General features: G+C 59.8%; 25 protein-coding genes, 1 tRNA gene and 1 riboswitch. Of the genes, 3 read left to right on the top strand and 23 right to left on the bottom strand.

Annotated elements, in window-relative coordinates; all coding sequences use genetic code 11:
* The first annotated feature begins 358 nt into the window (after positions 1 to 358).
* Positions 359 to 474, top strand: a riboswitch (glycine riboswitch).
* Between the two features lie 264 nt (positions 475 to 738).
* On the top strand, positions 739 to 2,115 hold the full coding sequence (locus BN4575_RS00940) for an alanine/glycine:cation symporter family protein (RefSeq protein WP_068976766.1): 1,377 nt from the start codon (positions 739 to 741) through the stop codon (positions 2,113 to 2,115).
* 134 nt (positions 2,116 to 2,249) lie between these two features.
* Here BN4575_RS00940 and BN4575_RS00935 read toward each other — a convergent pair whose 3' ends face one another.
* Together BN4575_RS00935 and BN4575_RS00930 are read right to left on the bottom strand one after the other, a co-directional pair.
* A complete protein-coding gene (locus BN4575_RS00935; RefSeq protein WP_068976765.1) occupies positions 2,250 to 2,966 on the bottom strand; it encodes a lipoyl protein ligase domain-containing protein in 717 nt (238 codons plus the stop codon).
* A 296-nt stretch (positions 2,967 to 3,262) separates the two neighbouring features.
* Positions 3,263 to 3,919, bottom strand: a complete 657-nt coding sequence (locus BN4575_RS00930; RefSeq protein WP_042020141.1) for a Bax inhibitor-1/YccA family protein — start codon at positions 3,917 to 3,919, stop codon at positions 3,263 to 3,265.
* 209 nt (positions 3,920 to 4,128) lie between these two features.
* On the opposite strand from BN4575_RS00930, the gene BN4575_RS00925 reads away from it, so the two are divergent.
* Positions 4,129 to 4,216: transfer RNA gene (locus BN4575_RS00925), tRNA-Ser, on the top strand.
* 98 nt (positions 4,217 to 4,314) lie between these two features.
* Here BN4575_RS00925 and chbG read toward each other — a convergent pair.
* The 7 genes from chbG to BN4575_RS00890 form a co-directional block, all read right to left on the bottom strand.
* The gene (chbG, locus tag BN4575_RS00920) at positions 4,315 to 5,079 is read right to left on the bottom strand and encodes a chitin disaccharide deacetylase (protein ID WP_068976764.1); all 765 of its coding nucleotides are present in this window, start codon (positions 5,077 to 5,079) and stop codon (positions 4,315 to 4,317) included.
* Between the two features lie 53 nt (positions 5,080 to 5,132).
* Entirely contained in the window at positions 5,133 to 6,479 is a 1,347-nt protein-coding gene (locus BN4575_RS00915) for a 6-phospho-beta-glucosidase (RefSeq protein WP_068976763.1), read from the bottom strand.
* Between the two features lie 149 nt (positions 6,480 to 6,628).
* Complete coding sequence (gene chbR / locus BN4575_RS00910) at positions 6,629 to 7,462, bottom strand: transcriptional regulator ChbR (protein WP_068976762.1); 834 nt, start codon at positions 7,460 to 7,462, stop codon at positions 6,629 to 6,631.
* A gap of 54 nt (positions 7,463 to 7,516) precedes the next feature.
* Positions 7,517 to 7,870 (bottom strand): PTS N,N'-diacetylchitobiose transporter subunit IIA, encoded by a 354-nt coding sequence (gene chbA / locus BN4575_RS00905; protein WP_005350025.1) that lies wholly within the window; start codon positions 7,868 to 7,870, stop codon positions 7,517 to 7,519.
* Between the two features lie 36 nt (positions 7,871 to 7,906).
* On the bottom strand, positions 7,907 to 9,289 hold the full coding sequence (locus BN4575_RS00900) for a glycoside hydrolase family 1 protein (protein WP_005350027.1): 1,383 nt from the start codon (positions 9,287 to 9,289) through the stop codon (positions 7,907 to 7,909).
* A gap of 68 nt (positions 9,290 to 9,357) precedes the next feature.
* Positions 9,358 to 10,719, bottom strand: a complete 1,362-nt coding sequence (gene chbC, locus BN4575_RS00895; protein ID WP_042020160.1) for a PTS N,N'-diacetylchitobiose transporter subunit IIC — start codon at positions 10,717 to 10,719, stop codon at positions 9,358 to 9,360.
* A 14-nt stretch (positions 10,720 to 10,733) separates the two neighbouring features.
* Positions 10,734 to 11,051 (bottom strand): PTS sugar transporter subunit IIB, encoded by a 318-nt coding sequence (locus BN4575_RS00890; RefSeq protein ID WP_033135185.1) that lies wholly within the window; start codon positions 11,049 to 11,051, stop codon positions 10,734 to 10,736.
* Between the two features lie 218 nt (positions 11,052 to 11,269).
* On the opposite strand from BN4575_RS00890, the gene BN4575_RS22015 reads away from it, so the two are divergent.
* Positions 11,270 to 11,431, top strand: a complete 162-nt coding sequence (locus BN4575_RS22015) for a hypothetical protein (protein WP_176716406.1) — start codon at positions 11,270 to 11,272, stop codon at positions 11,429 to 11,431.
* Positions 11,432 to 11,683: 252 nt separating this feature from the next.
* On the opposite strand, the gene exeN is transcribed toward BN4575_RS22015, so the two are convergent.
* From exeN to BN4575_RS00820, 14 genes are all read right to left on the bottom strand, one after another.
* Positions 11,684 to 12,451 (bottom strand): GspN family type II secretion system protein ExeN, encoded by a 768-nt coding sequence (gene exeN, locus BN4575_RS00885; protein ID WP_068976761.1) that lies wholly within the window; start codon positions 12,449 to 12,451, stop codon positions 11,684 to 11,686.
* Positions 12,448 to 12,939, bottom strand: a complete 492-nt coding sequence (exeM, locus tag BN4575_RS00880) for a GspM family type II secretion system protein ExeM (protein WP_068976760.1) — start codon at positions 12,937 to 12,939, stop codon at positions 12,448 to 12,450. Before exeM ends, exeN begins: the two co-directional genes overlap by 4 nt.
* Positions 12,936 to 14,120: a GspL family type II secretion system protein ExeL gene (exeL, locus tag BN4575_RS00875; protein ID WP_068976759.1), complete on the bottom strand. Its 1,185-nt coding sequence runs from the start codon at positions 14,118 to 14,120 to the stop codon at positions 12,936 to 12,938. Before exeL ends, exeM begins: the two co-directional genes overlap by 4 nt.
* A gap of 110 nt (positions 14,121 to 14,230) precedes the next feature.
* Positions 14,231 to 15,238 carry a GspK family T2SS minor pseudopilin variant ExeK gene (gene exeK / locus BN4575_RS00870; protein WP_083220973.1) on the bottom strand — a complete coding sequence of 336 codons (1,008 nt, stop codon included), beginning with the start codon at positions 15,236 to 15,238 and terminating at the stop codon, positions 14,231 to 14,233.
* Positions 15,228 to 15,887 carry a GspJ family T2SS minor pseudopilin variant ExeJ gene (gene exeJ / locus BN4575_RS00865; protein ID WP_068976757.1) on the bottom strand — a complete coding sequence of 220 codons (660 nt, stop codon included), beginning with the start codon at positions 15,885 to 15,887 and terminating at the stop codon, positions 15,228 to 15,230. Before exeJ ends, exeK begins: the two co-directional genes overlap by 11 nt.
* Entirely contained in the window at positions 15,884 to 16,243 is a 360-nt protein-coding gene (gene exeI / locus BN4575_RS00860) for a GspI family T2SS minor pseudopilin variant ExeI (RefSeq protein ID WP_068976756.1), read from the bottom strand. The genes exeJ and exeI overlap by 4 nt, the downstream gene beginning before the upstream one ends.
* 118 nt (positions 16,244 to 16,361) lie before the next feature.
* Complete coding sequence (gene exeH, locus BN4575_RS00855; protein WP_068976755.1) at positions 16,362 to 16,934, bottom strand: GspH family T2SS minor pseudopilin variant ExeH; 573 nt, start codon at positions 16,932 to 16,934, stop codon at positions 16,362 to 16,364.
* A gap of 47 nt (positions 16,935 to 16,981) precedes the next feature.
* On the bottom strand, positions 16,982 to 17,413 hold the full coding sequence (exeG, locus tag BN4575_RS00850; RefSeq protein ID WP_042020172.1) for a GspG family T2SS major pseudopilin variant ExeG: 432 nt from the start codon (positions 17,411 to 17,413) through the stop codon (positions 16,982 to 16,984).
* A gap of 89 nt (positions 17,414 to 17,502) precedes the next feature.
* Complete coding sequence (gene exeF / locus BN4575_RS00845; protein ID WP_068976754.1) at positions 17,503 to 18,723, bottom strand: GspF family T2SS innner membrane protein variant ExeF; 1,221 nt, start codon at positions 18,721 to 18,723, stop codon at positions 17,503 to 17,505.
* 1 nt (position 18,724) lies between these two features.
* The gene (gene exeE, locus BN4575_RS00840) at positions 18,725 to 20,230 is read right to left on the bottom strand and encodes a GspE family T2SS ATPase variant ExeE (protein WP_042020174.1); all 1,506 of its coding nucleotides are present in this window, start codon (positions 20,228 to 20,230) and stop codon (positions 18,725 to 18,727) included.
* Complete coding sequence (gene exeD, locus BN4575_RS00835; protein WP_068976753.1) at positions 20,230 to 22,254, bottom strand: GspD family T2SS secretin variant ExeD; 2,025 nt, start codon at positions 22,252 to 22,254, stop codon at positions 20,230 to 20,232. Before exeD ends, exeE begins: the two co-directional genes overlap by 1 nt.
* A 21-nt stretch (positions 22,255 to 22,275) precedes the next feature.
* Positions 22,276 to 23,121, bottom strand: coding sequence for a GspC family type II secretion system variant ExeC (gene exeC / locus BN4575_RS00830; RefSeq protein WP_139245055.1), 846 nt, complete (start codon positions 23,119 to 23,121; stop codon positions 22,276 to 22,278).
* A gap of 238 nt (positions 23,122 to 23,359) precedes the next feature.
* Positions 23,360 to 24,052 (bottom strand): GspB family T2SS assembly factor variant ExeB, encoded by a 693-nt coding sequence (gene exeB / locus BN4575_RS00825; RefSeq protein WP_068976752.1) that lies wholly within the window; start codon positions 24,050 to 24,052, stop codon positions 23,360 to 23,362.
* Positions 24,052 to 25,620, bottom strand: a complete 1,569-nt coding sequence (locus BN4575_RS00820; RefSeq protein WP_068976899.1) for an ExeA family protein — start codon at positions 25,618 to 25,620, stop codon at positions 24,052 to 24,054. The genes exeB and BN4575_RS00820 overlap by 1 nt, the downstream gene beginning before the upstream one ends.
* Positions 25,621 to 25,839: the final 219 nt, after the last annotated feature.

The raw sequence follows: 25,839 nt of genomic DNA, 5'->3' as shown, positions 1-25,839 counted from the left end.
GGCTTATTGATTCTGTGTGCAAGCATTTTGATTGGATATGTTGGCAAGATTTTCTTGGCGAAACGAGAGAGAGCACTATTCTCTATCCGGCAGGATTCCCATTCGGGCCACGTATTACTCATTTATCTTTAACTTATTGATAATTAACTAATGTTTAACATTTTTGCTGGTGCTCAGCCTGCCGTTTAAAAAATCCCAGAGAGGGTTTTCAAGTGCGAGACAGCTCACATTTTTTGGATTAACATGCCCGCTTCCTAATCCAAACTAGTTCGGATGAAGGTAGCAGGAGAGCGATGGGGGACCATCCACCGAAGAAGTGAATCTTTCAGGTACCGGGCAACCGGTGTGGACTGCTACTGGACGATACTCTGGAGAGACCCGTTAGATCGGGCGCCGAAGGAGCAAGGCACCATGACTACCCGCAAGGGCAGGCTGGTGTCGGAAACTCTCAGGCAAAAGGACAGAGGGGATGGGATGGTTGTACCTGAGCTTGGAACTGTTCACGGTCTGTCACGAGAGGTCGTCAGCAAGGTAAAGAGCAGCGCAGGAACCGGAGTGTATGTGAATACATGAGCCTCTCGGTCCCACATAAGCGAGCTGCACATGAGCCTTGATCACGGCCTCGCAGTAAGAGTGTGAACACGTTCTTGGCCCGCATCCGATCGCCTCTGGCCGATCGTGACACCTATGGGAAGATCATCCTTCTCCTCCTTAATCTTTGTTTTTTAAGGAGGATGCATGTCATCAATTCAATCGGCGTTAACCGCCATCGATAGCTTTATCTGGGGTCCGCCCCTGCTGATCCTGCTGGTCGGGACCGGTATCTATCTCACCCTGCGTCTGGGTCTGCTTCAGGTGGTGCGCTTGCCGCTCGCTCTGCGACTGGTCTTTGGCCGCGATCAGGGGCAGGGCAAGCAGGGGGATGTCTCCAGCTTCGGCGCCCTCTGCACCGCTCTCTCTGCCACCATTGGTACCGGCAACATCGTCGGGGTTGCCACCGCCATCAAGCTGGGCGGCCCCGGTGCCCTGTTCTGGATGTGGATGGCAGCGCTGTTCGGCATGGCCACCAAATACGCCGAGTGCCTGCTGGCGGTCAAATATCGCGAGCAGGATGCCAACGGCCAGATGGCGGGTGGCCCCATGTACTATCTGGAGAAGGGGTTGGGTTCCAAGCCGCTCGCCAAGCTATTTGCCCTGTTTGGCATCGGCGTAGCCTTCTTCGGTATCGGTACCTTCCCGCAGGTTAATGCCATCTCCGACGCCATGAGCCTCTCCTTCTCGGTGCCCCGTGAAGCGACTGCCGTGGTGCTGACCCTGATCGTGGCGCTGGTGACTCTGGGGGGCATCCAGTCCATCTCCAGCGTATCGAGTAAGGTGGTCCCCTTCATGGCCATCTTCTACATCGTCGCCTGTCTGGGTGTGCTGGTGAACAACGCCAGTGCCCTGCCCGATGCCGTCATGCTGGTGATCGAGAGCGCCTTTAGCGGCCATGCGGCGACCGGCGGCTTCGTCGGTGCCAGCATCATGCTGGCAATCCAGTCCGGGGTGGCGCGCGGGGTCTTCTCCAACGAGTCGGGGTTGGGTTCTGCCCCCATCGCGGCTGCGGCGGCCAAGACCGACTCCTGTGTGGAGCAGGGGCTGGTCTCCATGACTGGCACCTTCATCGACACCATCATCATCTGTACCATGACCGGCCTGACCCTGGTAGTGACCGGTGTGTGGGGTGGTGACTTGAGCGGTGCGGCCATGACCAGTGCCGCTTTTGCGCAAGGACTGGATGCCCATATTGGCCAGTATCTGGTGAGCATTGGCCTGCTGTTCTTCGCCTTTACCACCATCCTTGGCTGGAACTACTATGGCGAGCGCTGCACCGAGTACCTGTTCGGGGTCAAGGCGATCAAGCCCTATCGTCTGGTTTATCTGGCGTTGGTGGCGAGCGGCGCCTTCCTCCATCTGGATATGATTTGGTTGCTGGCGGATATCGTCAACGGTCTGATGGCGGTGCCCAACCTCATCGGCCTGATTGGCCTGCGTCATGTGGTGATCGCCGAGACTCGCGCCTACTTTGGCCGCGACTGCGATACGGAGTCGGAGCCCGAGCCGCAGACGGCCTGAGTTGGCTGTGCTGTTGCGGGATTTGCTCCGCGAGGTGAGCCTTAAGAAATCAAAGCCACGACCTGATGTCGTGGCTTTTTTGTGCGCTGCGCTATTTCCATGGCGGGTATTTTCCCTCCCCCTCCGGGAGAAGGTCAGGGTGAAGGGGACTGCCCCTCGCTCAGCAGGCTATCCAGACGTGCTCGCACCTTCTCCACCAACGCCTGGTCGCTACCGCGCCAGCTAATGCAGCTTGCCAGCGTGGTGGAGGTTCCCGTCATAAAGCGCAGCTCGCCCCCCGCCAGCTCGTAGAAGCGGCTCGCCATCTTGGTTCCCTCATCCACACCACCGGCCACCAGCAGCATGGCTTGCGCCAGCACGGCGCCCTGGTGATCCTGCCCCGGCGCCAGCCAGCGCTGGGCGGTGCCGGTGATCTTGCGCCCCCCGATCACCAGATTGTACTGACCGTCGCAAAAGGAGCCGGGCACGAAGTCGTAACTTCCCGCAAGGCCGTACTCCGCCAGCAGGGTCAGCAGCGGCGCCCCCAGCAGCCGGTAGTAGTGGGCGAGGTCTGTGGTGGTGCGAGGCAGCAGTAAGGAGAGGTTGAGAATGCCCGCCCCGTGGGGCACTGCGGTGCCGCCGCTGTCGCGCACATGTACCGGCCAGCCTTCATCTGCAAGTTGCTGGCAGGCGGCTTCGTAATGGGGGAGCCGGGTATCCTTGCGGGTGACAATCAGGCATTGGGGGGCTTGCCAAAGGTGAGCGCGGGGCTGGCCGTCACGGGCACAGTCGCGCAGCCAGTGTTGCTCCTCAGCCAATATCTGGGCGGGGGTACAGGTGTTTGGGAGGGTGGGGAGCAGGGCATAGGGCATGGTGACATCCTCGGGCAAGCGCTGTCAGCACACTACCCGTGGCCGTTGGCAAGGTAAAGCCCGCCGCGTGCCTGTCTCTTGATCATCATTCGCGTTTAAGAGACAGGCTGGTGGGCAGAACGGGCGATACAGCAAAGTGCTCCGGTATGATGCAGACCACCTGGCTTGACCAAGAAAAGGGTGTTTGAACGGCGATCGGCCCCAACCCTAGCAATGCACTCGCGCAAAAAAAAACTCCCCACCGATGGGGTGGGGAGTTGGGTATCAGCGACAGCGCCGAAGCGGGGTTGCTCTGATTAGTTGCGGTTGCCGCCAAGCAGGCTCAGCAAGCTCAGGAAGATATTGTAGATGGAGACATACAGGGTGACGGTGGCAGAGATGTAGTTGGTCTCGCCACCGCGCACGATCTGCTGGGTAGTCAGCAGGATGGCACCAGAGGAGAACAGCATGAACATGGCAGACAGGGCCAGGCTCAGGGCGCTCATCTGCAGGAAGATGTTGGCAACCATGGCCACCAGCAGCACCCAGAAACCGACGAACAGCATGCCGCCGATAAAGGAGAGGTCACGCTTGGTAGTCAGGGCATAGGCCGACAGACCGAAGAAGGTGAGCGCGGTACCGCCAAGGGCGGTCATCACGATCTCGCCACCACCATTGTTCATGTACATGTTGATGATCGGGCCCAGGCTGTAGCCCATCAGACCGGTCAGGGCGAAGGTGAATACCAGACCCATGCCGTTATTCTGGTTTTTCTGAGTCAGGAACATCAGACCGTAGACGCCGATCAGGAATACGGCCCAGTGCAGCGGCGGCATGTTCATCACAGTAGCGACCCCTGCCACTACGGCAGAGAAGCCCAGCGTGAGGGAGAGCAGCATATAGGTGTTACGCAGCACCTTGTTGGTATCACGTACGGCACTTTGGGTGCCAGTGAAGATAGAACGGGTATCCATCTTGGGTGTCCTCTTGATGTCCGGGTGAGGCGGCGAGCGGCCGTCTCGTGATCGCTGTTTGTTACCGCTTGTTATACGCATTGTATGTAGAACAAATAGGGATGACGAGGAACAATTTCAAGCCACCTGCCATTTTGCTCCCGCACACTATCCCACAGGAAATATGTATTGCATATGAACGGGCCATTGACGTAGTATGCACGCCGTTCGGAGGGGTGGCAGAGCGGCTGAATGCACCGGTCTTGAAAACCGGCGATGGGTGACCATCCGTGGGTTCAAATCCCACCTCCTCCGCCATATTAAGAGAAAGCCCAAGCGATTCAATCGCTTGGGCTTTTTCGTATCTGCGGCTTGGCACATTCTGATGCTTGCCGGTTCAGCTGATGGCGTGCGGGCTATTGCCACTCTTGATAGCTGGCGAGGCGGTAGCCGCGCTCGGCGATAAGGGCGGGCAGGGACGAGTCGGTCAGGATAGCCAGTTCGTTGAGGCGGGGCTGGCAGTAGGAGCTGCCTTGCATCTCCAGATCGATAAAGGAGGGGTGGCACATGATCTCGAGCGAATGGGCTCCCTGTTCACTGGCTTCATCGAGCAGTTGTAGCAGGCTGTTTTGGGTCAGCTGCGCGCCGTAGAAGCGGTCGTCGAACCGATCGCAGCTCTGCGGGTGGGTGACGGTCAGTCCGTGGCGGGCTATTTCGCCCCGGTCGATGCGAAGGGGCAGGTCATGCGCCTTGGCAAAGGCCTCCACCAGCGGGTAGATAGTCGGCAGCATATGAACATGGTGGTGGCTGTCGATATGGGTCGGTGTCTTGCCGAAGATCGCGACAAAGCGCTGATACTGACTCGCCAGCTCGCCGGATATCTCGGCCAGATCCAGCTCTCCCGCCTCGCTCTTGTGCCAGATCCCCTTGTTGAGCTCGCCCTGTTCGTTCACCAGCGAGGTGAGCGGCGTGAGTGGTTTGCCCCAGCTGAGCATAAAGTGCAGCCCGACTGGCAACGCGGGGAAGCGTTTGGCCAGCCAGGCGGCGTGTTCGATGGCAGGGGAGGTGACAATCGCAGTGGTGGAGCTGACGACTCCGTGCTCGAACGCCTCTACGATGCCGTAGTTCTGGGCGCGGCAGAGGCCGAAGTCGTCGGCGTTGATGATCAATCTCTTGCTCATGAGGGTTCCCTTGCAGTTAAGCGCCCCGCCAGTTCGGGCGGGGCGTGCTGGCCTCAGGCGAGGGCGTCGATGGCGGCGGCGAAGTTGGGCAGGTGTTCGCGGTGGGCCAGCAGCAGCTCGCGGGCGACGATGCGGGCATCGTTGTCGGAGTGGATCAGCGGGTTGAGGTTCATCGCCAACAGCAGGTCATCGAAGTTGCCACTGATGGCGGCCCTAGCGGCGGCGATCTCGAAGCTCTTGATGAGGTGCACCAGCCCGTTCACCTTGTCGTCAAAGCGGGTGAGGCGCGAGTGGGGGATGGCACCGTCACGCCCGATCAGGCAGCTCATCTCCACCGTCCAGTCGGCCGGGATATTGGTGACATGGCCCTGATGGGGCACGATGACGTAGTGTTCGGTCTGCTTGTCGTTGTAGATGGCGCTGATCACCTCGCAGGCCGCATCGGAGTAGTAGGCGCCGCCACGCAGCTCCAGCTCTTTGGGCTTTTCGCACAGATCGGGGTTCTGGTAGAGCTCGAACAGCTTCTTCTCGACCTGCTGCACCACTTGAGCCCGGGCGCCGCCCTTGTAGAACTCGCCCATCTCGATCCCCAGCATCTCTTTCTCCTTGAAGTAGTAACGCAGGTAGGAGCAGGGGAGCAGGCGCAGGCCGCGGATAAAACCGGGATCGAACGGCAGGTCGAAGATGTTTTTGACCGAGCTGGCGCGGGTCAGGCTGCCATCGGTGACCCCTTCCAGCAGTTCGTCAAAGCGGGATTCGCCGTTGACCAGCACATCGCCGATAAAGACCAGATGGTTGAGGCCAAACAGATCCATCGAGAGGTGATCCCGCTCGGTCAGTTTGAGGGCGTCGCGCACAAACATCTGCATGCCGACCGGAATGTTGCACACCCCGATAAAGCGGCGGAAGTTGGTATGACGGCGCACCGCTTCGGTCACCATGCCGGCTGGATTGGTGAAGTTAATCAGCCAGGCATCCGGGCAGAGCGCCTCCACATCGCGGATGATGTCGAAGATGACCGGAATGGTGCGCAGCCCTTTGAACAGTCCGCCTGCGCCGTTGGTCTCCTGCCCCAGCATGCCGTGGCTCAAGGGGATGCGCTCATCCTTCTCCCGCGCCTGCAACTGGCCGACTCGCAGCTGGGTGGTGACGAAGTGGGCGCCCACCAGTGCCTCGCGGCGATCCAGGGTTTTGTGCAGGGTCATGGGGATGCCCGCCTGGCGGATCATCCGCTGGCAGAGGTCGAAGATGATGTTCAGTTTCTCTTCGCCAGCGGGAATATCCACCAGCCACAGCTCGCTGATGGGCAGCTCGGCATACCGCTTGATGAAACCATCGACCAGCTCGGGGGTGTAGCTGCTGCCGCCGCCTATGGTGACTACCTTGATCTTCTCGCTCATAAATCCCTCTTTCATCGATCTCTATCGGTTTGATGGTGGCCGCTCTGTCATCAGGGTGAGAGGGGCCGCAGCCGCCTGTGGCAGGGGCTGGTCATGTTCTGTGCTTTCTATTGCAATCGGTTCTATTTACATGGAATTCACTGTCGGCATCAGGCCGGGCTTTCAAATTTCGGGTAGAGATATTTGCGGTAACTGCCCGGGGTAAACGAGGTGAGCTTCTTGAAGTTTTTGATAAAGAGGCTGACGTCGTTGTAGCCGGTCTCGAAGGCGATATCGGCCACCGAGTTGTTGGTCACCTCCAGCTGCATCTTGGCGTAGTTGATCCGGATCTCGTTGATGATCTGCATCGGCGTCTTGTTGTAGTAACGCCGGGTGGCCCGGGTCAGATACTCCTGGCTCTTGCCACAGAGGGAGACCATGTTGGCCAGCGCATCCTCGGCAAAGAGGGGGCGATCGTGATCGTGCATCCGCTCCACGGTTTCGTGGAGCCAGAGCGGAAGATCATCGCTGGCGGAGGTCTCCTTGTAGTGACGCAGCCGGTTCATCACCGCGTAGGTCACCACTTCGAGAAATTCGGTCAGCGCCTCTTCCCTAAACCCCGGTGAGACCAGCACCGACTCGATGTAGCTGAGGAACTCGCTCTTGAGCGCATAGGCCTGTGAGGCGACGAAGTGTTCCGGCAGCAGGTATTTGAAGTGCTCGTCAAAATAGGTACGGGTGATCCCAACGTTGAAGATGCGGGTGGTGCCGAACTCGTAGAAGCTTTGATGGCGGGAGCCGAGCGGGATAAACACCACGTCCCCCCGCTCCAGCAGCACCCGCTTGCCGTTGACCTCCTGATAGTAACGACCGGTCAGTACCAGGGTGAACTCGTAGTAGTCGTGCTGGTGCAAACCGGTTCCGCTCACCTGTTTGTTGTAGATGAACATGTGGAATGGTTTGTTGTTAAACAGTTCGGTTTCCCGGATTGTTTTAACGCTCATGAGTCGCTTCCTGATCTGCGGGTCGATGACGGGGCCTCTCGCCCCGTCCAGAGGTTATTGGTTCTGCAGCTTTTCGTGCAGCTCGATCAGCTCGCTGATCAGCTCACGGGCCAGCATGGAGGTCATCAGGTGATCCTGGGCATGGACCAGCACCAGGGTGACCGGGATCTTGCCTTCCCCCTGATCGTCCTCGATCAGCTGGGTCTGCACCAGATGGGCGGCATTGAGCGCCTCGCGGGATTGGGCCATCAGCTGGTGAGCGGCGGCCAGGTCCCCCTCCTTGGCCTTTTTCAGCGCGGTGTAGGCGAGACTGCGGGCCTGCCCGGAGTTGATGATAAGCCCCATTACCACCTCTTCCAGATCGTTGCTGGTGGTGGCCTCTTCAGTGATGTTGTCCAGATCGAACATGTGTCGTTCCTTACGTAAATGCGTTAATTGAAACCGTTAATTAAAACCATGGTTGCGCGCTACCTCGGCAAACCAGTAGCCGCTCTTCTTGATGGTGCGCTGCTGGCTCTCCAGATCGAGGCGGACGAAGCCGTAACGGTTCTTGTAGGCGTTGAGCCACGACCAGTTGTCGATAAAGGTCCACAGGTGATAGCCGCGACAGGCGCTGCCCTCTTCCAGTGCGCGATGCAGCCACTGGAGGTGCTCGCGAATGAACTGGATGCGGTAGTCATCCTCCACCCGTCCCTCGGGACCGATAAAGCGCTCTTCCCCTTCGACCCCCATGCCGTTCTCCGAGATGTAGCAGGGCAGGTTGCCGTAGTTGACTCGCAGGTCGGTGAGGATGTCGTAGATCCCTTTTTCGTAAATCTCCCAGCCGCGGTGGGGGTTCATCTTGCGGCCCGGCATCTCGTAGTAGTCGAACAGATCTTCCGGCGTGCGCGGTACACCCTGCCACGCCACCTCTTTGGCCTTGACCCGGCGCGGCTGGTAGTAGTTGATACCGAGGATATCCACCTTGCCGGCGGCGAGCAGCGCCTTGTCACCCTCTTCGATCTGCGGCAGCAAGTCGTACTGCTCTAGCAGCGCGACCAGCTCGGGGTCGTAGCTCCCCTTCAGGGCCGGATCGAGGAAGCTCTTGTTGAGCAGCAGATCCGCGATGCGGGAGGCGGCGAGATCTGCCGGATCCTGCGAGCGGGGATAGGTCGGGCTCAGGTTGAGGATGATGCCGATCTCGCCATCATGCTGGCAGGCGCGATAGGCCTGCACGGCACCGGCATGGGCCAGCGCGGTGTGGTAGGCGACGGTGGCCGCCCTACCAAAATCGACCACGCAGGGGTAGTGGTAGTGGCCAAGGTAGCCGCACTCGACCGGCACAATCGGCTCGTTGAAGGTGAACCAGTGCTTGATGCGACCGCCAAACAGGTCGAAGCAGCGGGTGGCGTAGCGCACATAGGCGGCCACCACTTCCCGGCTCTCCCAGCCGCCACGCTCCTGCATGCACATCGGCATGTCGAAGTGGTAGAGGTTGATAAGCGGGGTGATCCCCTCGGCCAGCAGCCGGTCAAAGACGGCGTTGTAGAAGCTGACCGCCTCCTGGTTGATTTCGCCCACCCCGTCCGGGATCAGCCGTGACCAGGAGATGGAGGTGCGAAAACTGTTGTGCCCCAGCTGCTTGAGCAGCTTGATGTCGCTCTCGAAGTTGTCATAGAAGGTAGAAGTGTCGGTCGGGCCGACCCCGTTGTGGAAACGCTGCGGTTCGATGGAGAACCAGTAGTCAAAGATATTGGCGGATTTGCCGCCGCGGTTGGCGGCGCCTTCCATCTGCGGGGCCGAGCTGGCGCTGCCCCACCAGAAGTTATCCGGAAAACGATACTGCATGGGTTACTTCTCCAGGCTGTTAGGGGAGGAGTTTTGCTCCTCCCTTGCTGTCATTGGAATGGCTGTTATCAGAACTTCAGAGCCAGAGCGATATCCTCTTCGCTCTCCTCTTCTTCATCGATGACGTTCTGCGCCTTGTTGGCAATCAGCACGAAGGGGATATACATCATGGTCGCGACCCCCAGGTTGAATATCGCCAGACAGAAGGCGGCCACGCTGCCGTTGGTGTTGAAGAAGGCTCCCAGGCCGGTCGGCATGGTCCATGGCGCTATGTTGGTGATGGGTGGGATGATCCCGGCGTAGTAGGCCGCCATGGTGATCCCCATCAACACTGGGTGTACCAGAATGAAGGGCACCACCAGAATGGGGTTCATGATGACCGGCAAGCCGAACAGGATGGGCTCGTTGATCTGGAACAGGCCGGAGGGCAGACCCAGCTTGGCCACCTGACGGTAGTCATCGCGGCGGGAGACCATAAAGATGGCGATGATGAGGCCAAGGGTGGCACCGGTACCGCCGAGGAAGACGAAGGAGTCGGTGATCGGCTTGGCCCAGAAGTGGAACTCTTTGCCTGCCGCGATGGCTGCTTCAACCGAGCCGTACTGGTTGTAGAGGGCGACGTTTTCCAGAGCAAACGGGAACAAAATGCCGGATTCCAGCGCGGTGAGCGCCAGCATGCCGTGTACCCCGAAGAACCAGAGGAAGGAGGAGAAGATCACATAGACCCAGCCGACCAGACCGCTCATGTTGGACAGCGGTTTGGCGATGCTGTCCATGATCAGCTGGTGGAAGTTGGTGCCGGCATCGCTCAACAGATAGGAGATGATCCCCATGATGGAGAGGATGATAAAGCCCGGGATTAGCGCAGAGAAGGAGCGGGAGACCGAGGCCGGTACACTGTCGGGCAGGGTGATGACCCAGTTGCGACGGACGATAAAGGCGAACATCTCGGCCACGGCGATACCTATCAGCATGCCGGAGATGATGTTGGCTCCGCCCAGCCAGTTGGCGCCGACCGCATAGGCGTCGCCCACGCTGAACGGCGTGACCGTCATAAAGGCTGCAACCGACAGCAGGCCGGAGGCCAGGGGGTCGGTCTTGCGCTCTTCGGCCAGTGCCAGCCCGATAAAGAAGGGGGCCATCAGGGACATGATCCCCAGGGTGCCGTTATAGACGTTGCCGCCGATGCTCTTGAGGCCATCCAGAGTAGTGATGGTGGCTGGATCGAGCCGCACACCGATGGAGTAGAAGAATGATCCTTCGCCAAAGCTCAGGAATACGTTGTTGATGAGAACGAACATGGCCCCGACCAGCGTCAGGGGCATCATCTTGATAAAGCCGTTCTTGATGGCGTTGACATGAGGCTGTTTGCCCAGCTTGACGGCAATGGGCAGTATGACCTTCTCCAACGATGCGATGATGTTGCTCACAGGGATCTCCTTACCTATGCGAGGCTCTTCTTGATGGAGGCGACGGCTGCTTTCAGCACGCCGAGGCCATCGACCTTGCCGTAGAGCAGGGTGTCGATCACTTCGACCGGTTTGCCCGGCAGCTGCTGCTGGATCTCTGGCAGCATGTAGGCGATTTGTGGGCCCAGCAGCACCAGATCGGCATCCTGCCCCTTCTCGCCAGCCAGGGTCTCCGGGTAGGCATCGATCAGCACCGGCACATCATATTTTTCCGCCTGCGCCTTCATCTTTGAAACCAGCAGTGAAGTAGACATCCCGGCAGAGCAAAACAGGTAGATACGCTTCTTTTCCATAACTCTTCCCTCAACGCTTGAAAACCAAATGAACAGATCGGTCGAGATGGTTGCCTGTCGCGCTATAAAGACAAATCAATCATCTCCAATTGACCTGATTGTATCTATCCTCGGGTTCCATCTGGTATTTCGATATTTATATCAATTGTCTTTGGTTGACCTATGGTTTTGCCATCGCTCACAATTTTGATGGGCAGGCACAGAGGGAATGAGGCGGAATGGCGCGTAACGAGGACTTTAATTCTTATTTAGTTGTTATTTTTCAGATGGTTATTTTTTCTTCCTTGTGGTTGGCTGCAATCTGGCTGGAAAAGATCAATAACGAGCGGCAGCTCACATTTAATAAGCAATGCAATATGGTTGATATTCAGATTTGCTGAGGTGAGTTGCTGCTTTTTCAACAAGGTGCGCGCTCATTGACCATTGGCGGCAGGTGAATTGACGAGGGAGGCTGGTTGTTGCTGCATTGAGCGGGCTGGTAGGGAGGATAAACAGGCGCACTTGCAGGGGATATGGCGGTACGTAAGGGCTGAATGAGTAAGGGCTGAGGGAGTCAGTGCAGTGAGAGGAGAAGGACACAAAGGGGTAAAAAAGCCGACCCCGGAGTGGTTCCGGGGTCAGTGGGGAGGGCGTTAGATCCGGCCCTGATAGCGCAGGGGGAAGCGGCCCTGACTGTCGGGCTGGCCGAGGAAGGGGAGCCCCTGCTGCATCTGCTCTGGCAGCTCGGGCCCAGGCTTGAGGGTGCCCTGGAACAGATACTGGCCATTGGGTTGCAGCTCGAGGCGACCGATGGTCTGTACCGCATCGGAGCCCTGCTTCAGTTCGGCCACCAGTTTGGAGTCGAGGCAGGTGAGTTTCACCTCGGGGTCTGCCAGATCCAATTTGCCTGCCGGGGTATCGGCGCTGGCGTTATACCAATCGAGGTTGCCGTAGAGGTTGTCGCACCAGGGATTGCCCTGGGCAAACTGATCCACTTTGAGTTGCAGCTGGCCGGTGACGGTGATCGGGATCGGCAGGCGCATCGGCACTCGGCTCAGCAACCAGGGGGCGGGGACGTTGAGGGTCAGCTCCCGGCCGAAGGCGGCGCCATTCCAGCCGACAACGCCCTGACCGTTGAGCCCGTTGCGATCGCCAAAGCGAAGGGTCACTTCGGGGGCGAGGCGCAGCAGCGACCAACCGTTGAGATCCCAGCGCAGCTGGTTCACCGATTCGCTGGCATATTGCAGCCGGGCTGCCTGGCCGTTCCAGAGGGTGCCGCTCACCCCTTCCAGTTTCAGCAGGTTGGCGACATTGGCAGGCAGTGGCAGATAGCGCGCCACCAGCGCCGCAGGCAGGGTGGCCAGCAGGAAGACCAGATAGGCGGCCAGAAACAGGCTGGCAATCAGGATGCGCTTTTTCATTGGGGACGACTCAGCTGCAAACGTCTGACTTTGACCAGACCGGGGGCCAGCCCCTCGCGGGCGATCTCGATGATTTGGACCTGAATGCCGTGTTGCTCCACCAGCGTCGCGAGCCACAGCAGCAAGTCATCGAACGGGACTGTGTCGATCCACACCTGCAGCTCCTGAGCCTGGGGTTGCAGCCGGGCAATCTTGATCTTGTGGTTGAAGGCGGTGCGGTTGACTACCCCTTCCAGGGTGCCGCTGGTGTCGATCTGGCGCCCCGCGCCACCTTGCATGGCCAGCACCTCTGCACCCTTCTCCTTGAGCCAGGCCAGGGTCTGCTGCTGGTTCTGCACCTGCCGCTCCCGCTCCGCGATGCGGTTGGCGATGGGCTGCCAGATGCTCCAGTAGCAGAGGCCGACCAGCAGCAGGGCACCGCCCACGACCACCAACCGCTGTTCCCGTGCGCTGATGCCCTGCCACCAGCTCTGCAATTTTTCCATCATGATGATTTACCTTTGAGCACCAGTGAACCCTCTACCTTGCCCTCGGTGCTGCGCACCTCGCCCTGCTGTACCTCGAATTGCTTGCCTGCCAGCTCGCGGAACCGTTCGATCTCGGCAAAGCCGGGGGCGGTGACCTGCAGCCGCAGCTCGCGGCGACTGGCGTCAAAGCGCATCACCTGCGGTTTGAGGCCGGGCACTTCGGCAAAGGTGGGGGCCAGCTCGGTCAGCATCAGCAGCACGCCGTTTTGCGGTGTTTGTCCCATCAACTTGAGGTGCTGGGTCATCTGGCTGCGCACGTTGACGATGCGGTTCTCGCCCGGAAAGATGCGGGTATAGACGGCACGGATCTCCGTTTTCAGCGCCTTGTCCTGTTCGGTGAGCTGATAGAGCTGCACCCCGCGCTGGCCGAGGGCCACCAGCAGCAACAGGCCAGCGGTGATGGCCACCTTGCGCCACTGCAACCAGTAGCGGGCATATTCGGTCTGTGGCCGGTAGGGGCCAGTGAGCAGGTTGGCGCGGCAGCTGAGTGCCCCCTTGGCCAGCAGCAGCATCGGCAGTTCGGGCTCTGCTGCCTGCCAGTTGGCGGCGGCAATGGCGGGCAGCGGGGTGTGGCTGTGGATGGTGACCGGTTCGACTTCGGTTGCCAGCAACATGGCCAGCAGCGGTTCGTCGGCGACGATCCCCTGACAGGGGCTCTGGCGCACCAGCCATTCGCTGCCGAGTTGCAGGGCAGACCAGCCATCAGCGGCCGGTGGCAGCGCCAGCACATCGGGCAGCAGTTGCAGGCTCTTGAGGCCGGCAGCCTCGAGCCAGCCGAGCCACTCATTCATCTTTTGCTGATCCACCGCCATCAGATCGACTTGTGGGCCCTCATTGGCCAGCACTACCAGATGCAGGGTTTCCACATCGGAGGCGATCTGCTCTTCCAGCAGGTAGGGGAGGGCCGCCGCCGACTGATTGTTGTAACGGCCCGGCAGGGTAACACGCCGGAACACCAGATCGCTGCCCGGCACTAGCGTGACCACGGGGCGGCCACCGGCCCGCTCCTGCAGCTCTGTCAGTGCATCGGCCGAGGGCAGGGTGCCGGAGGCGATGATCTCCTGCTCCTGACCGGACCAGACCAGCCAGGCCACGGGTTGTTGTTTATTGGTCCCCAGTCGGATGACCAGACTTTCGCTCACGCATCTCTCTCCTGCGATACTGTTCGCCTCAAGGGGACGATCAGTGCGCAGCCCGCAGGCTGCAGCCAAAACCTGTTGTACCCGCGACCAGATGCCCGCAGATACGCTGTTTATTCGGCGCCACCATTGAGGCGGCGCAGCATCACCAGTTTGTTGTCCTTGCCCCGCTGGAACAGGGTTTCGAGCCAGGCCCGGTTATCGCCCACTTCAGCGACCATACGGGCTTCAAAGAAGTCGCTTTTGACTACCAGCGCCTCTTTCAACCCTTTGACCGAGTCGGCCGAGGTGAGTTGATCCGTCATCAGCTTGGGCTCTTTCCACCCCTTGGTCGGGCGCTCGGTTAGCACCCGTTTGGCGTCATTCAACTCAATCTTGCCCAGATAGAGGGCGACCAGTAACTCGGGGCGCTCGGGGGCCAGGGTATTGATATTGATCTTCAACTTGTCGTTCGGCAGGGCGCAGACGTAGGGGGCCAGTTTGGCATAGACCCTGGCCGTTACTCCGCGTACTGCCCGCAGCTCGTCCTTGCCCAGCATCAACTGGTTGGCGGTCAGATAGGGGGGCTTGAGCCCCTCGTAGTAGGCATCTTCGGCGCCGAGGCTCGAGACCAGCGCGGTATCCTTGTCGGTCCAGTCACGAATGGCATCGGTGAGCTGGGCTGCCTCATACTCCTCCATCGCCAGCTGTTTGAGCAGCTCGCGAAACACCTGTACTGGATAGGGTTGTTGCTCCAGCTCCTCGCCACTGCTGCCCTCCTTAGGGGGCAAGCTCAGGCTGTTGAGATTGAAGCAGGATTGCAGGTCGGTTACCTCACCCCGCAGCTGGCCATCATCTACCGGAAACACCGTATTCTTGCGGGCCCAGTTTTGACTGAGATTGACCACTTCCGGGTTATCTTTGAAATCCTGCGCCAGCACCTTGCTCACCAGCGCTTCCGCCGACAGGGCATACCACCAGGCCTGTTTGCCGGTGGTAATGTTGGCGGTGCGGCGCAGCTCCAGCTGCAGGCGACCACTCATGTTGCTGGCGATGATCACCATAATCGAGAGGATCAGCAGCACCACCAGCAGGGCCATGCCACCCTGGCGGCGGGGTGGTGAGGGGCGCTTAGTTCGCATTTTCGACTCGCTGGCCACCGGCCCCAATCAGGAATTGACGGCGAATGGTGCCGTAATCCTCCAGATCCAGTTCCACCGCCAGCCCGTAGGGCAGCACGCTGCGCTGGGTCCACCCTTCTTTCCAGCTGCCCTTGTCGTAGAAATAGAGGCGAAACGCCGTGACGCCGGTCAACACCTGCTGGATCCGTGGCTCGTTGCCGATCACCGGGTCCGGATAGAGATCGCTGAGCCGCTCCAGCTTCTGATCCTTGAGGCGCCAGCCGACCCGCTGCAGATGAGAACGGGGCAACATGCCATCGGGGTTGAGCCAGCCGCTGCGCATAAAGGCCATGCCCCAGTCATCGCTCTGCTGGCCGAAACGTGACGCCGCCAGCAGCACTTTGCTGTTCTCCCCCTCGATGCGACCACTGCGCGGCACCATCTGGGTGACATCTCGCTCCAGCAGGGTGAAGGCGAGCTGCAATTCATTGAGGCGAGCCTCCTTGCGTTTGGCCACCTCATCGCTGGTGAGCACCCCCTGCAGCACTTGATAGGCACCCATGCTGAGGCTGGCGAAGATGGCGATCGCCACCAGCATCTCCAGCAGGGTAAAACCGCCCTGACGAGCTGGCCGGGCGTGGTGAGTCGTGCGGATAGGGTGTTGAATCATCGGCTGATATAGGTCCGCATTATGGCCACCGGGCTGTCGGCTTTGGCCTCGGTGCGCACTTCCATATCGAGGGCACGAAAATTATTGTCATTGGTGGCCACGCCACGATAGCGCCAGTACCAGGTAGTGCCTGCCATCTGCTCGTCCCCTTCGACCCAGCTACTGCGGGGCCACTTGTTCTCGAGTTTTTGCTGTACCAGCTGGTTTTCCACCACCCAGCTGGCCAGGGTCTTCTGCTCCAGATAGTTGAGCGCCGAGAGGTGCTCGCTGGCGGTTTTCATCACTGCCAGACCGGCGATGGCAAATATCGCTAGCGCAACCATCACTTCGAGTAACGTCATGCCACGGGCGTTCATAGCGCCACCTGCTGCGCGTGTTGTTGAAACAGACATAGCATCACCCGTTGGGCGTGTTGCTGGCACAGAGGTAGCGCCACCATCACACCTTTCTCAAACAAGGTCATACCGCGGGCGTTCACTCGGAGACCTCTTCATCTTCATCACCGGTGAGCAGTGTCAGGCGACCGAACTCGTCCCCCTTGACGATGCGGGTGTAGCGCACGTCGTCATCCTGCTGGGTGAAGGTGAGCACGAACGGGCTCAGCTCGCCGCCCGGGAAGACCAGCAGTTGCGGTGTGCGCTCTTTCTCGTCCCGCTTCTGTTCGGTTTTTTCATCGGGGTTCGGTTGCCAGCCAAAGCCTTCCAGCTCCAGCGTCAGCACCATATTTTCGGGCAGTTGCACCGGACCGAGTTGCTTGTCGCCGGTCAGGGCCAGCCACTTGCGATCCTTGGCCTGACGCTGCATGAATTGCCAGCCGTTATCTTCGATGCGAATGCCCACCAGCCGACCATCCATCACCGCATACTCCTGCGCCAGCTGCAGGGTCGCCATCAGGCGGCGCGCCTGCTTGTCCAGCTCACGATCCCCTCTGGCACCCCCCATGCTGAGGGTGACAGCGGTGGCTACCAGCCCCATCAGCATGGCGACCAGCAGTACCTCCAGCAGGGTAAAGCCGGATTGGCGACGAGCAGGTGGCGCAGCCCTCATTCAGGCTGCTCCAACAGGAGGGAGTGAATGCGGTGGTGGCAAATCACTTATTGGAAATCCTTCAGGTTCCAGTTACCGATGTCGTCATCGGTACCGGCTTCACCATCCAGACCCATGGAGAAGATGTCGAGCTTGCCAAACTGGCCCGGGCTCAGCAGCTGGTACTGGTTGCCCCAGGGATCTTGCGGCAGGCGCTTGATGTAGCCGCCATCGCGGTAGCTGCGCGGCGCCGGATCGATGGAAGGCTTGGTCACCAATGCGTCCAGCCCCTGTTCAGTGGTCGGGTAGCGGTTGTTGTCCAGCTTGTACATGTCGAGGGCGTTTTCCAGCGCCACGATATCGGAGACCGCTTTCTGCTGGTCAGCCTTCTCCTTGTTGCCCATCAGGTTGGGCACCACCAGACTGGCCAGAATGCCGAGGATCACGATGACCACCATGACTTCCAGCAGGGTAAAACCGGATTGACGACGTTTGTTCATGAGTTGCTCCGTAACGAATGAGATGGGATGGCCCATCAGAGATTGATCAATGGGTGGGGTCGACAGGTTCCCTGTCGAACGCCGGAAAATTACATATTCACCATGTTGTTGAGCTCGAGGATCGGCTGCAGGATCGACATCACGATAAACAGCACCACGCCAGCCATGGAGACCACCAACAGCGGCTCGAACACCCCGAGGGCGATGTTGACCTGGGATTCAAACTCCCGATCCTGGTTGTCCGCCGCTCGCTCCAGCATGCTGTCGAGCTCGCCACTCTGCTCGCCCGACGCGATCATGTGCAGCATCATGGGCGGGAAAATTTTGGTCTCGGTCAGCGCCTTGCGCAGGCTGGTTCCTTCGCGCACCCGCTCTGCCGCCTCACCAATACGGGTGCGGGCAAAGTCGTTGGAGAGCACTTCGCCGGAGATCTTCATTCCTTCCAGCAATGGCACCGCACTGGCGTTGAGAATGCTCAATGTGCGGGCGAAACGGGCGGTGTTGAGACCGCGGCTGACCCGACCAATCACCGGCAGGCCAAGGATCACCTGATGCCAGTGGCGGCGGCGTTTCTCATCGGTCAGCCACCAGCGCCAGACAAAGCTGCCGAGGAAGATCAGCAGCAGGAACCACAGGCCATAGTGCTGCATCAGCTCGCTGGTGCCGATGAGAAAGCGGGTGGTAGCCGGCAGTTGCTGACCCATGTGTTCAAATTGGGCCACTACCTTGGGCACCACGGCGGTGAGCAGGATCGAGATCACCCCGACCGCCACGCAGGTGAGCACGATCGGGTAGATCATCGCCTGCAGCAGCTTGGTGCGCATGTGCTGGCGCTGTTCGGTGTAATCGGCGAGCCGGTTGAGCACTTTTTCCAGATGGCCCGATTTCTCACCGGCCGCCACCATGGAGCGAAACAGCTGGTCGAACACGTGGGGGAAGGCCCCCAGCGAGTCGGCCAGCGAATAACCTTCCACCACCTTGCTGCGCACGGTTGCCACCAGACTGCGCAGGTGAGCCTTCTCGCACTGCTCGGCGACCGCCCGCAGCGCCTCTTCGATGGTGAGACCGGCACCGACCAGGGTCGCCAGCTGGCGGGTGATCAGGGCCAGTTCGGCGGTGCTGGCGCCACGCCGGAACAGGGCAAAACGGGTCGCTTCCCGCTTCGCCTTCTCGGTGGTTTCGTTCACTTCAAGGGGGGTGAGCCCTTGCTCACGCAGCAGCTGGCGTACCTGACGGGCCGAGTCACCCTCCATCACGCCGCTCTTGCTGCGCCCCTTGTTGTCGAGGGCCTTGTATTCGAATGCCGCCATCTCAATCTTCCCGGGTCACGCGCAGTACCTCTTCGAGGCTGGTCTGCCCCTTGAGGACCTTGTCGATGCCATCGCGGCGAATGCTGGGGGTGTGGCCACGGATCAGCCGCTCGATGGCGAGTTCGCCACTGGCACTGTGGATTGCCTCGCGCACCGCTTCGTCGATCACCACCAGCTCGTGAATGCCGGTCCGGCCACGATAGCCGGTGTGGTTGCACTGCTCGCAGCCCACCGGGCGCCACACCTGTTGATCGGGTGCCAGCTCGATGCCCATCGCCAGCCGCTCCTGCTCGGTGATGGGGCGCGGGGCACGGCAGTCGGGGCAGAGGGTACGCACCAGTCGCTGGGCCAGCACCGCCAACAGGGATGAGGAGAGCAGGAAGGGCTCGATCCCCATGTCCCGCATCCGGGTGATGGCACCGATAGCGGTGTTGGTGTGCAGGGTCGACATCACCAGGTGACCGGTGAGGGATGCTTGTACCCCGATCTGGGCGGTCTCCAGGTCCCGGATCTCCCCCACCATCACCACGTCCGGGTCTTGGCGCAAGATGGCGCGCAGACCGCGAGCGAAGGTCATGTCCACCTTGCTGTTGACCTGGGTCTGGCCCACCCCTTCGAGGTCATATTCGATGGGATCTTCCACCGTCAGGATGTTGCGATCCCGCGAGTTGATCTCCGAGAGCGCCGCATAGAGGGTGGTGGACTTGCCTGAACCGGTCGGGCCGGTCACCAGGATAATGCCGTGGGGTTTGCGAATCAGTTCGCTGATGATGGTGCGGTTGGGCTTGGTCATGCCGAGCTGTTTGAGCTCGAGGCGCACGTTGTTTTTGTCCAGCAGACGGAGCACCACTCGCTCGCCGTAGCTCGACGGCATGGTTGAAACCCGCACGTCGACCGCGCGGCCGCCGATACGCAATGAGATGCGGCCATCTTGCGGTACCCGCTTCTCGGCGATATCCATCCGCGACATCACTTTGATCCGCGATACCAGCAGCGAGGCCAGTTTGCGATGGGGGCGTAGGATCTCCCGCAGCACCCCATCGATGCGAAAGCGGATCACCAAGGCCCGCTCGAAGGTCTCGATATGGATATCGGAGGCCTCTTCCTTGATCGCTTCACTCAACATGGCGTTGATCAGGCGAATGATGGGGGCGTCGTCATCGGCATCCAGCAGGTCTTCGCTTTGCGGCAGCTCTTCGGCCAGCGCAAAGAAGTCCATCTCGTTGCCGAGATCTTCCATCAACTGGCGCGCCTCGGAGGAGTCGCGCTGGTAGTGGGCCATCAGCAGCTCTTCAAAGGTGTCGTTGTCCAGTTGCTCTACCGTGAAGGCACAGCCAGCTACCCGCCGTACTTCCAGCAGGGCTTGTGGGGTGACGCCGGGGCGGCACTGCAATATCGCCAAGCCAGCCCGCTCCATCAGGATCACCCCGAAGTTGCGGGCAAAGGCAAAGGGCAGCTCGGGCAGGGGCGCAGGGCCTACCCCCCCATCGAGATGGTAGGCACTCATCAGGGCTGACCCTGGACAACCGAGCGGGTGCTGTCGGCCGTTCCCTGCTGGTGAGCCTTCATCAGCTCAATCTGTTTTTGCACCTCGGGCGACATCATCACATCCTGGCCATAAGCAGGCAGTACCTGGCGTTTGGGCGAGGTGAGATAGCGTTCCTCGGCGGCCAAATCAAGTTGCTCGGCACGGAACAGGGAGTACTTGTTGCTGGAGATGCCGGAGTAGACGTTGGCATCGCGCAAAATAGTCGGGCGGATAAACACCATCAGATTGCGCTTGGTGGTGGTGTTCGAGGTAGAGCGAAACAGATAGCCCAGCACCGGAATATCACCAAGCAGTGGCACTTTGGATATCTCCTCCAGGGTCTGGGTATCCATCAGACCGCCCAGTACCACGGTCTCGCCGCTTTTGACCAGCACCGCATTCTTGACGATACGGGTATCAAAGGTCGGGCCGAGACCCGTTGTACCTTCAGCCTGCTTGCCAACACTGGAGACCTCCTGCTCGATATTGAGCAGCACCGAATCCCCCTCGTTGATCTGTGGGGTGACGGTCAACTTGGTACCGACAGTTTTGTATTCGATGGTGTTATAGATGCTGTCAGTACTGGTGGAACTTTGGCTGCCTGTCTGGGTCGGGACTTCCTTACCCGCGTTAAATGAGGCTTCCTTGTTATCCATGGTGACGATACTCGGGGTGGAGAGAATATCGTTTTTGGTATTGGAGGCGAGGGCGGTCAACAGCATGGCCCAATCCCCTTTATAGAAGCCAGCAGCCATGCCGTTGAAGCCGTCCAGCAATTTGGCTGCAGTTTCAGGCTTGCCATTCTGGTAATCCTTGCCTGCGGCAATGGCGCCACCGAGTGGCAGGCCCGTGTTGGTAAACTGGGTACCCCCGCCATTGGCATTGCCCCACTGCACCCCGAGGTTCAGACCATCGCTATCCTGGATTTCGACGATGATCGCCTCCACCAGCACCTGGGCACGGCGAATATCGAGCTTGGCGACCACCTGCTCAAGCTCGGACATCACATCCGGCTGAGCGGTGATGACCAGCGCATTGGTGGTCTCGTCGGCGGAGATGGCCAGCTTGCCACCGCCGATGCTGGCACCACCTGTGGTGGCGCCGCCGCCCTTCTTGTCGGCCTCGATGCTGGAGCTGACCCCCTTGAGCACCTCGACCATGTCTTTGGCCTTGCCATATTTGAGGTAGAAGACCCGGGTATTGCCCTGGCTTTGCAGGTCGCGGTCGAGCTGGCGCACCATCTGGATAATGCGGGCACGCGCTTTCGGTTCACCGCTTACCACCACCGAGTTGGTGCGCTCGTCGGCCACCACCTTGGGGGAGAGCAGCAGGGAGGCGGTGCCTCCCTGGGGGCTGCCATCCTTGTTGAGGTTGGTCACCAGTCGCACCATCTCGCCGGCAGAGGCGAACTTGAGCTTGATGATGTCCACATCCTGATCGCCGGCGCGGTCGACCCGGTTGACCACTTCCACCAGCCGATTGACCACGGCGGCGCGGCCGGTGATCAGCAGTACGTTGGAGGGCTCGTAGTGCACCACGTTGCCACCACCGGCGTTGTCGTTGAGCTGGCGCAGCAATGGGGCAAGCTCACGGACAGAGACGTTGCGCACCGGGACGACTCTAGTCACCATCTCGTCGCCCACCCCCGGGTTGCTGCCATCCACCACCGGAATGGCGGAGGTTTTGGCATCCCGCGAGCGCAGCACCTTGAGCACCCCGTTGTCCATCGGCACCACGGCGAAGCCGTAGACGTCGAGCACGCTCAGGAAGAACTGGTAGTACTGCTCCTCATTGAGCAGGTCGTAGCTGCGCACGTTGATCTTGCCGCGCACCGATGGCTCTATGATGATGGTTTTATTGAGGTTCTTGCCCACCGTATTGATGAACTCTTCAATCTCGGCGTTCTTGAAACTGGCTGAATATTCGGTGGCCCAGGCTGAGCCCGCCATCATCAGTGCCGCTGCGATAGTGGCCAGACGCCAGCATTTCCCTTTAGTGGTCATTATTGGTACGACTCCAAATCATTATTCTGACAAGCGCACATAGATGTCGAACTGTTCGCCCTGTCGCTCGACGGTCACTGTCAGTTCGGTGGCACCCGCCATCTGCTGCATGGCCTGCATGGCTTGCATGTTGTCTCGTAAATCCAGCCCGTTGATGCTGATGGCCAGATCATTGGCCTGCAGCCCGCTCTGGTTGAAAAATTCCGGATGGGTGCCCGGATTGAGGCGATAGCCGGTCATGCGGCCATCCACCTGAACCGGTGAAATATTGAGGTAATCGGTGATCTTGCCCGGATCGGTCATCAGCTCGCTGCGCAGGGCGCCAAGCGGTGCGGCGTTACCGGTTTGTGGCAGCGGCTTGCCGTACTCCTCGCCGTCCAGCATCAGGGTTTCGTCACGACCATCCCGTTCGATAATCACCCGATCGGAGAAGACCTGGCGGATCCTGGCCTGAGTGCCGTCAATCATATCACCGACACCATAGGAGTTTTGAATGCCGGACATGGCGATGATGGCGATGGATTTGGCGGGCTCTGAGCTCGCCAACACCCCGTTGAGCTGGGCATTGAGCTGGGTGCGCGGCGCGTTGGCGGCCACGGCGGCGGCTTTTGCCTGCGCCTTGGGGATCGCCTTGCCAAACAGGGCCAGACGGCTTATCTCTCCCAGTTCAAGGCGTGGACCGCTCTGGCTGGCAGTGGCTACCGGTACTGGTTGCCACGGCTGGCTGGTTTGCGGGCTTGCCAGAGTGAGCAGACGCCAGGTGAGGGCGGCGCTCTGTTGCGCCAGCATCAGCAGCAATACCAGAAAAATCACCTGGGTGACTCTGGTCATGGGGAGCCGCCGGCACTGGGCCAGCAGGGTCAAGATCTCATCCCTGAATCGTAATGTCATATTAATCAACAAATTCCAGGTTCTGGGTCGGCTGCGTATTGTGTACGGACGGTGGCTGCGACACAACGGCGCTGAGCACGCCAATAAGCAAAAATGAATATTTCATCACACTAAGCCTGAATGGGTGCTGATAAAAGTAACAGCCTGCGTCACTACATGCCCCGCCTGATGCTCGCCAAGATGGCGCCAACGATGACCCTGTGCAATTTATGAGTTATCCGCGCCAATCCTGCAGCGCCTTGAGGGTCACGCTCTGTCCACTCACATCCAGCACAATGTACTGCTGCTCTATGGTGGCAAGGTGCACGCCGGGCGCCACTTCGTTGCCCTCACGGTATTCGCGGCCATTGAGCACGACGGCCCGCTTGGCCGCATTGGATGAGAACAGATGGGAGCCATAGCTCAGTGTCGGCACTTGCTGGCGTATCGACTGCGGGGCAGCAGCCAGTGCCATCAATTGGGCCGGTTGTACGTTCTGAGCGGATGCCCCGGGGGTTTCTTGCAACGGGGTATCGTTGAGTGCCCGCATCAATTGCTCGGCCAGACTCAAAGAGGGGGCCTGGCCCTGGTTGGCTGCGTCGTTTCTGGCCACCACTTTGGGTTGTACTACCGGCTCTGGCAAGGGGGGCGGCAGTGGCCGGGTGATCATCGCCTTGGGTTCGACCCGCACGAAGGGAGGGGTAATCACCTCCTTTACTTCCACTTTTTCCTCAATGGGGCGATTGTGCAGCAGATGCCAGCCATAGTTGGCGGCAACCCCCAGCAGCAGCGCCAACGGTGCGAGCAGCCAGCCGATGCGGCGGGGGTTGCGCTCTTCTTCACGGGGCATTGGCAATCCCATGGCAGGGATATGGGCGCTCTGTTGCGGTTGCTGTGCGCGGTGCAGCGCTTTGAGCAGGGTGGACATCAGGAGGCATCCTCCAGTCTGGGCATGGGTTCACCGGAGTGGACATTGAGGCGCAACAGGGTATTGCTGCCTGCGATGCCGTCGGGGGTCAGTCCCTGATCTTGCTGGAACTGCTGCAGTTTGTTTTTGAGCTCGCCATCGAAACGGCGCACCTTGCGTTCGGGCTGTTGCAGCGCACGGCTCAGGGCGTTGTCGAGCCACTGGATCTGGGTTTGTCCGGCATTACTGGCAATCAGGCTGACCCCCCCTTTGGGCATGCGCCAGAGCAAGGTGTAGCTGCCACCCCAGTTGTCGGTGAGCCACTGCCGCTCCACCTGCCAGCTTTGGCTGCCGATCATCAGGCTGGCCTTGCTCGGCCCCAGATTGACCAGGGTCGCGTAGTAGATACCACCAGTCTCGTCGGTCAGAGTGATCATGGCGGGATGTTGCAGGGCGCGCAGTTCATCGAGGCTCGCCTCACCCTCCAGACAGCGCAGGCCAGCGCGAGGGGCGTTGTCACAGGTCGCCTCGAAAGAGTCGACCTCATAGCCCCAGACTTTGTAAAGATTCTGCATGGCGCTATCGGGATCGATGGCCTGATTGATCGCCTCGGTGAGTTGTTCCTGCTGCTCGGCAGTCTCGTCGACGGTGACCGGCACCTCGACCTTGACCACCGGGCGCTCGGGCAATACGCCAAACAGTTGCCAGCCCCACCAACCTGCGGCCACCAGCAGGGCGCCCGCCAGCGTTATCATCAGACCGGAGATCCAGCTCCCCTCATCGCGCACCCCGTTTACTTCAAATGCGGCCTGACTGATATCGCTATGCACTATTTTGTAGCTGCCACGGGAGAAGGCGGCGATCAGTGCGCGATCGCAGATGAGGTTGATAAAACGGGGGATGCCACCACTCAGGCGGTGGAGTGTCTTGATGGCTCTGGGGGTAAAAATCGGTTGCACGCAGCCAGCCACCTGCAGGCGAAAACGGACATAGGCATCCACATCAGGGTGCGACAGAGGCAACAGGTGATAGCGGGCGGTAATGCGTTGGGCCAGCTGACGCAGCAGGGGTTGGCGCAGCATCTGCTGCAGCTCGGGTTGACCGATCAGCACCACTTGCAGCAGTTTGCGTTCGTCGGTTTCGAGGTTGGTGAGCAGACGCAACTGCTCCAGCACCCCGGGCAGCAGATGCTGGGCCTCATCCACCAACACCACGCTACGCTTGCCTGCTGCCAGGTTGGCCAGCAGGTGATCGCGGATCAGGTCAAACAGCCGCTTGATCCCGGCATCGTCAGGGTAGGGGAGTTGAAATTCATCGCAGATGGCCGCTAGCAAATCCCGCTCGGTCAGCGAGGGGTTGAGAATATAGGCGATCTCGGTCTCTGCCGGCAGTTGCTGCAGCAGGCAGCGGGAGACGGTGGTCTTGCCGGTGCCCACTTCGCCGGTCAGCAGCACAAAGCCGCCGCCATCCTGCAATCCATAGTTGAGGTGAGCAAGGGCTTCGCCGTGGCGCTCGCTCATATAGAGGTATTTGGGATTGGGCGAGATGGAAAACGGATGTTCCGAGAGGCCGAAGAACTGTGTGTACATGAGGGTATTCTTGTTTGGCTGGCGAAAGATGAAAAATATCACCAGATGATAGCAAACCTCGCTTTCATTGGAAGCCATCATTAGACGCTGGATGGCTAATGCCGCGATTTTCCTGCCATCTTGTGATCCCGGTTGCGTCATCAGCACGAACCCGGATCACAAAATGACAAAAAACATCTGTAAATAAAGGGAAATATCAATATGCCCGGCGTGGCACAT

Origin of the sequence: Aeromonas sp. EERV15 (genome assembly GCF_900079845.1) — a bacterium.
GTDB lineage: Bacteria > Pseudomonadota > Gammaproteobacteria > Enterobacterales > Aeromonadaceae > Aeromonas > Aeromonas sobria.
The sequence above is the reverse complement of the archived record's forward strand: the minus strand, read 5'-3'. Positions and strand labels throughout refer to the sequence as shown.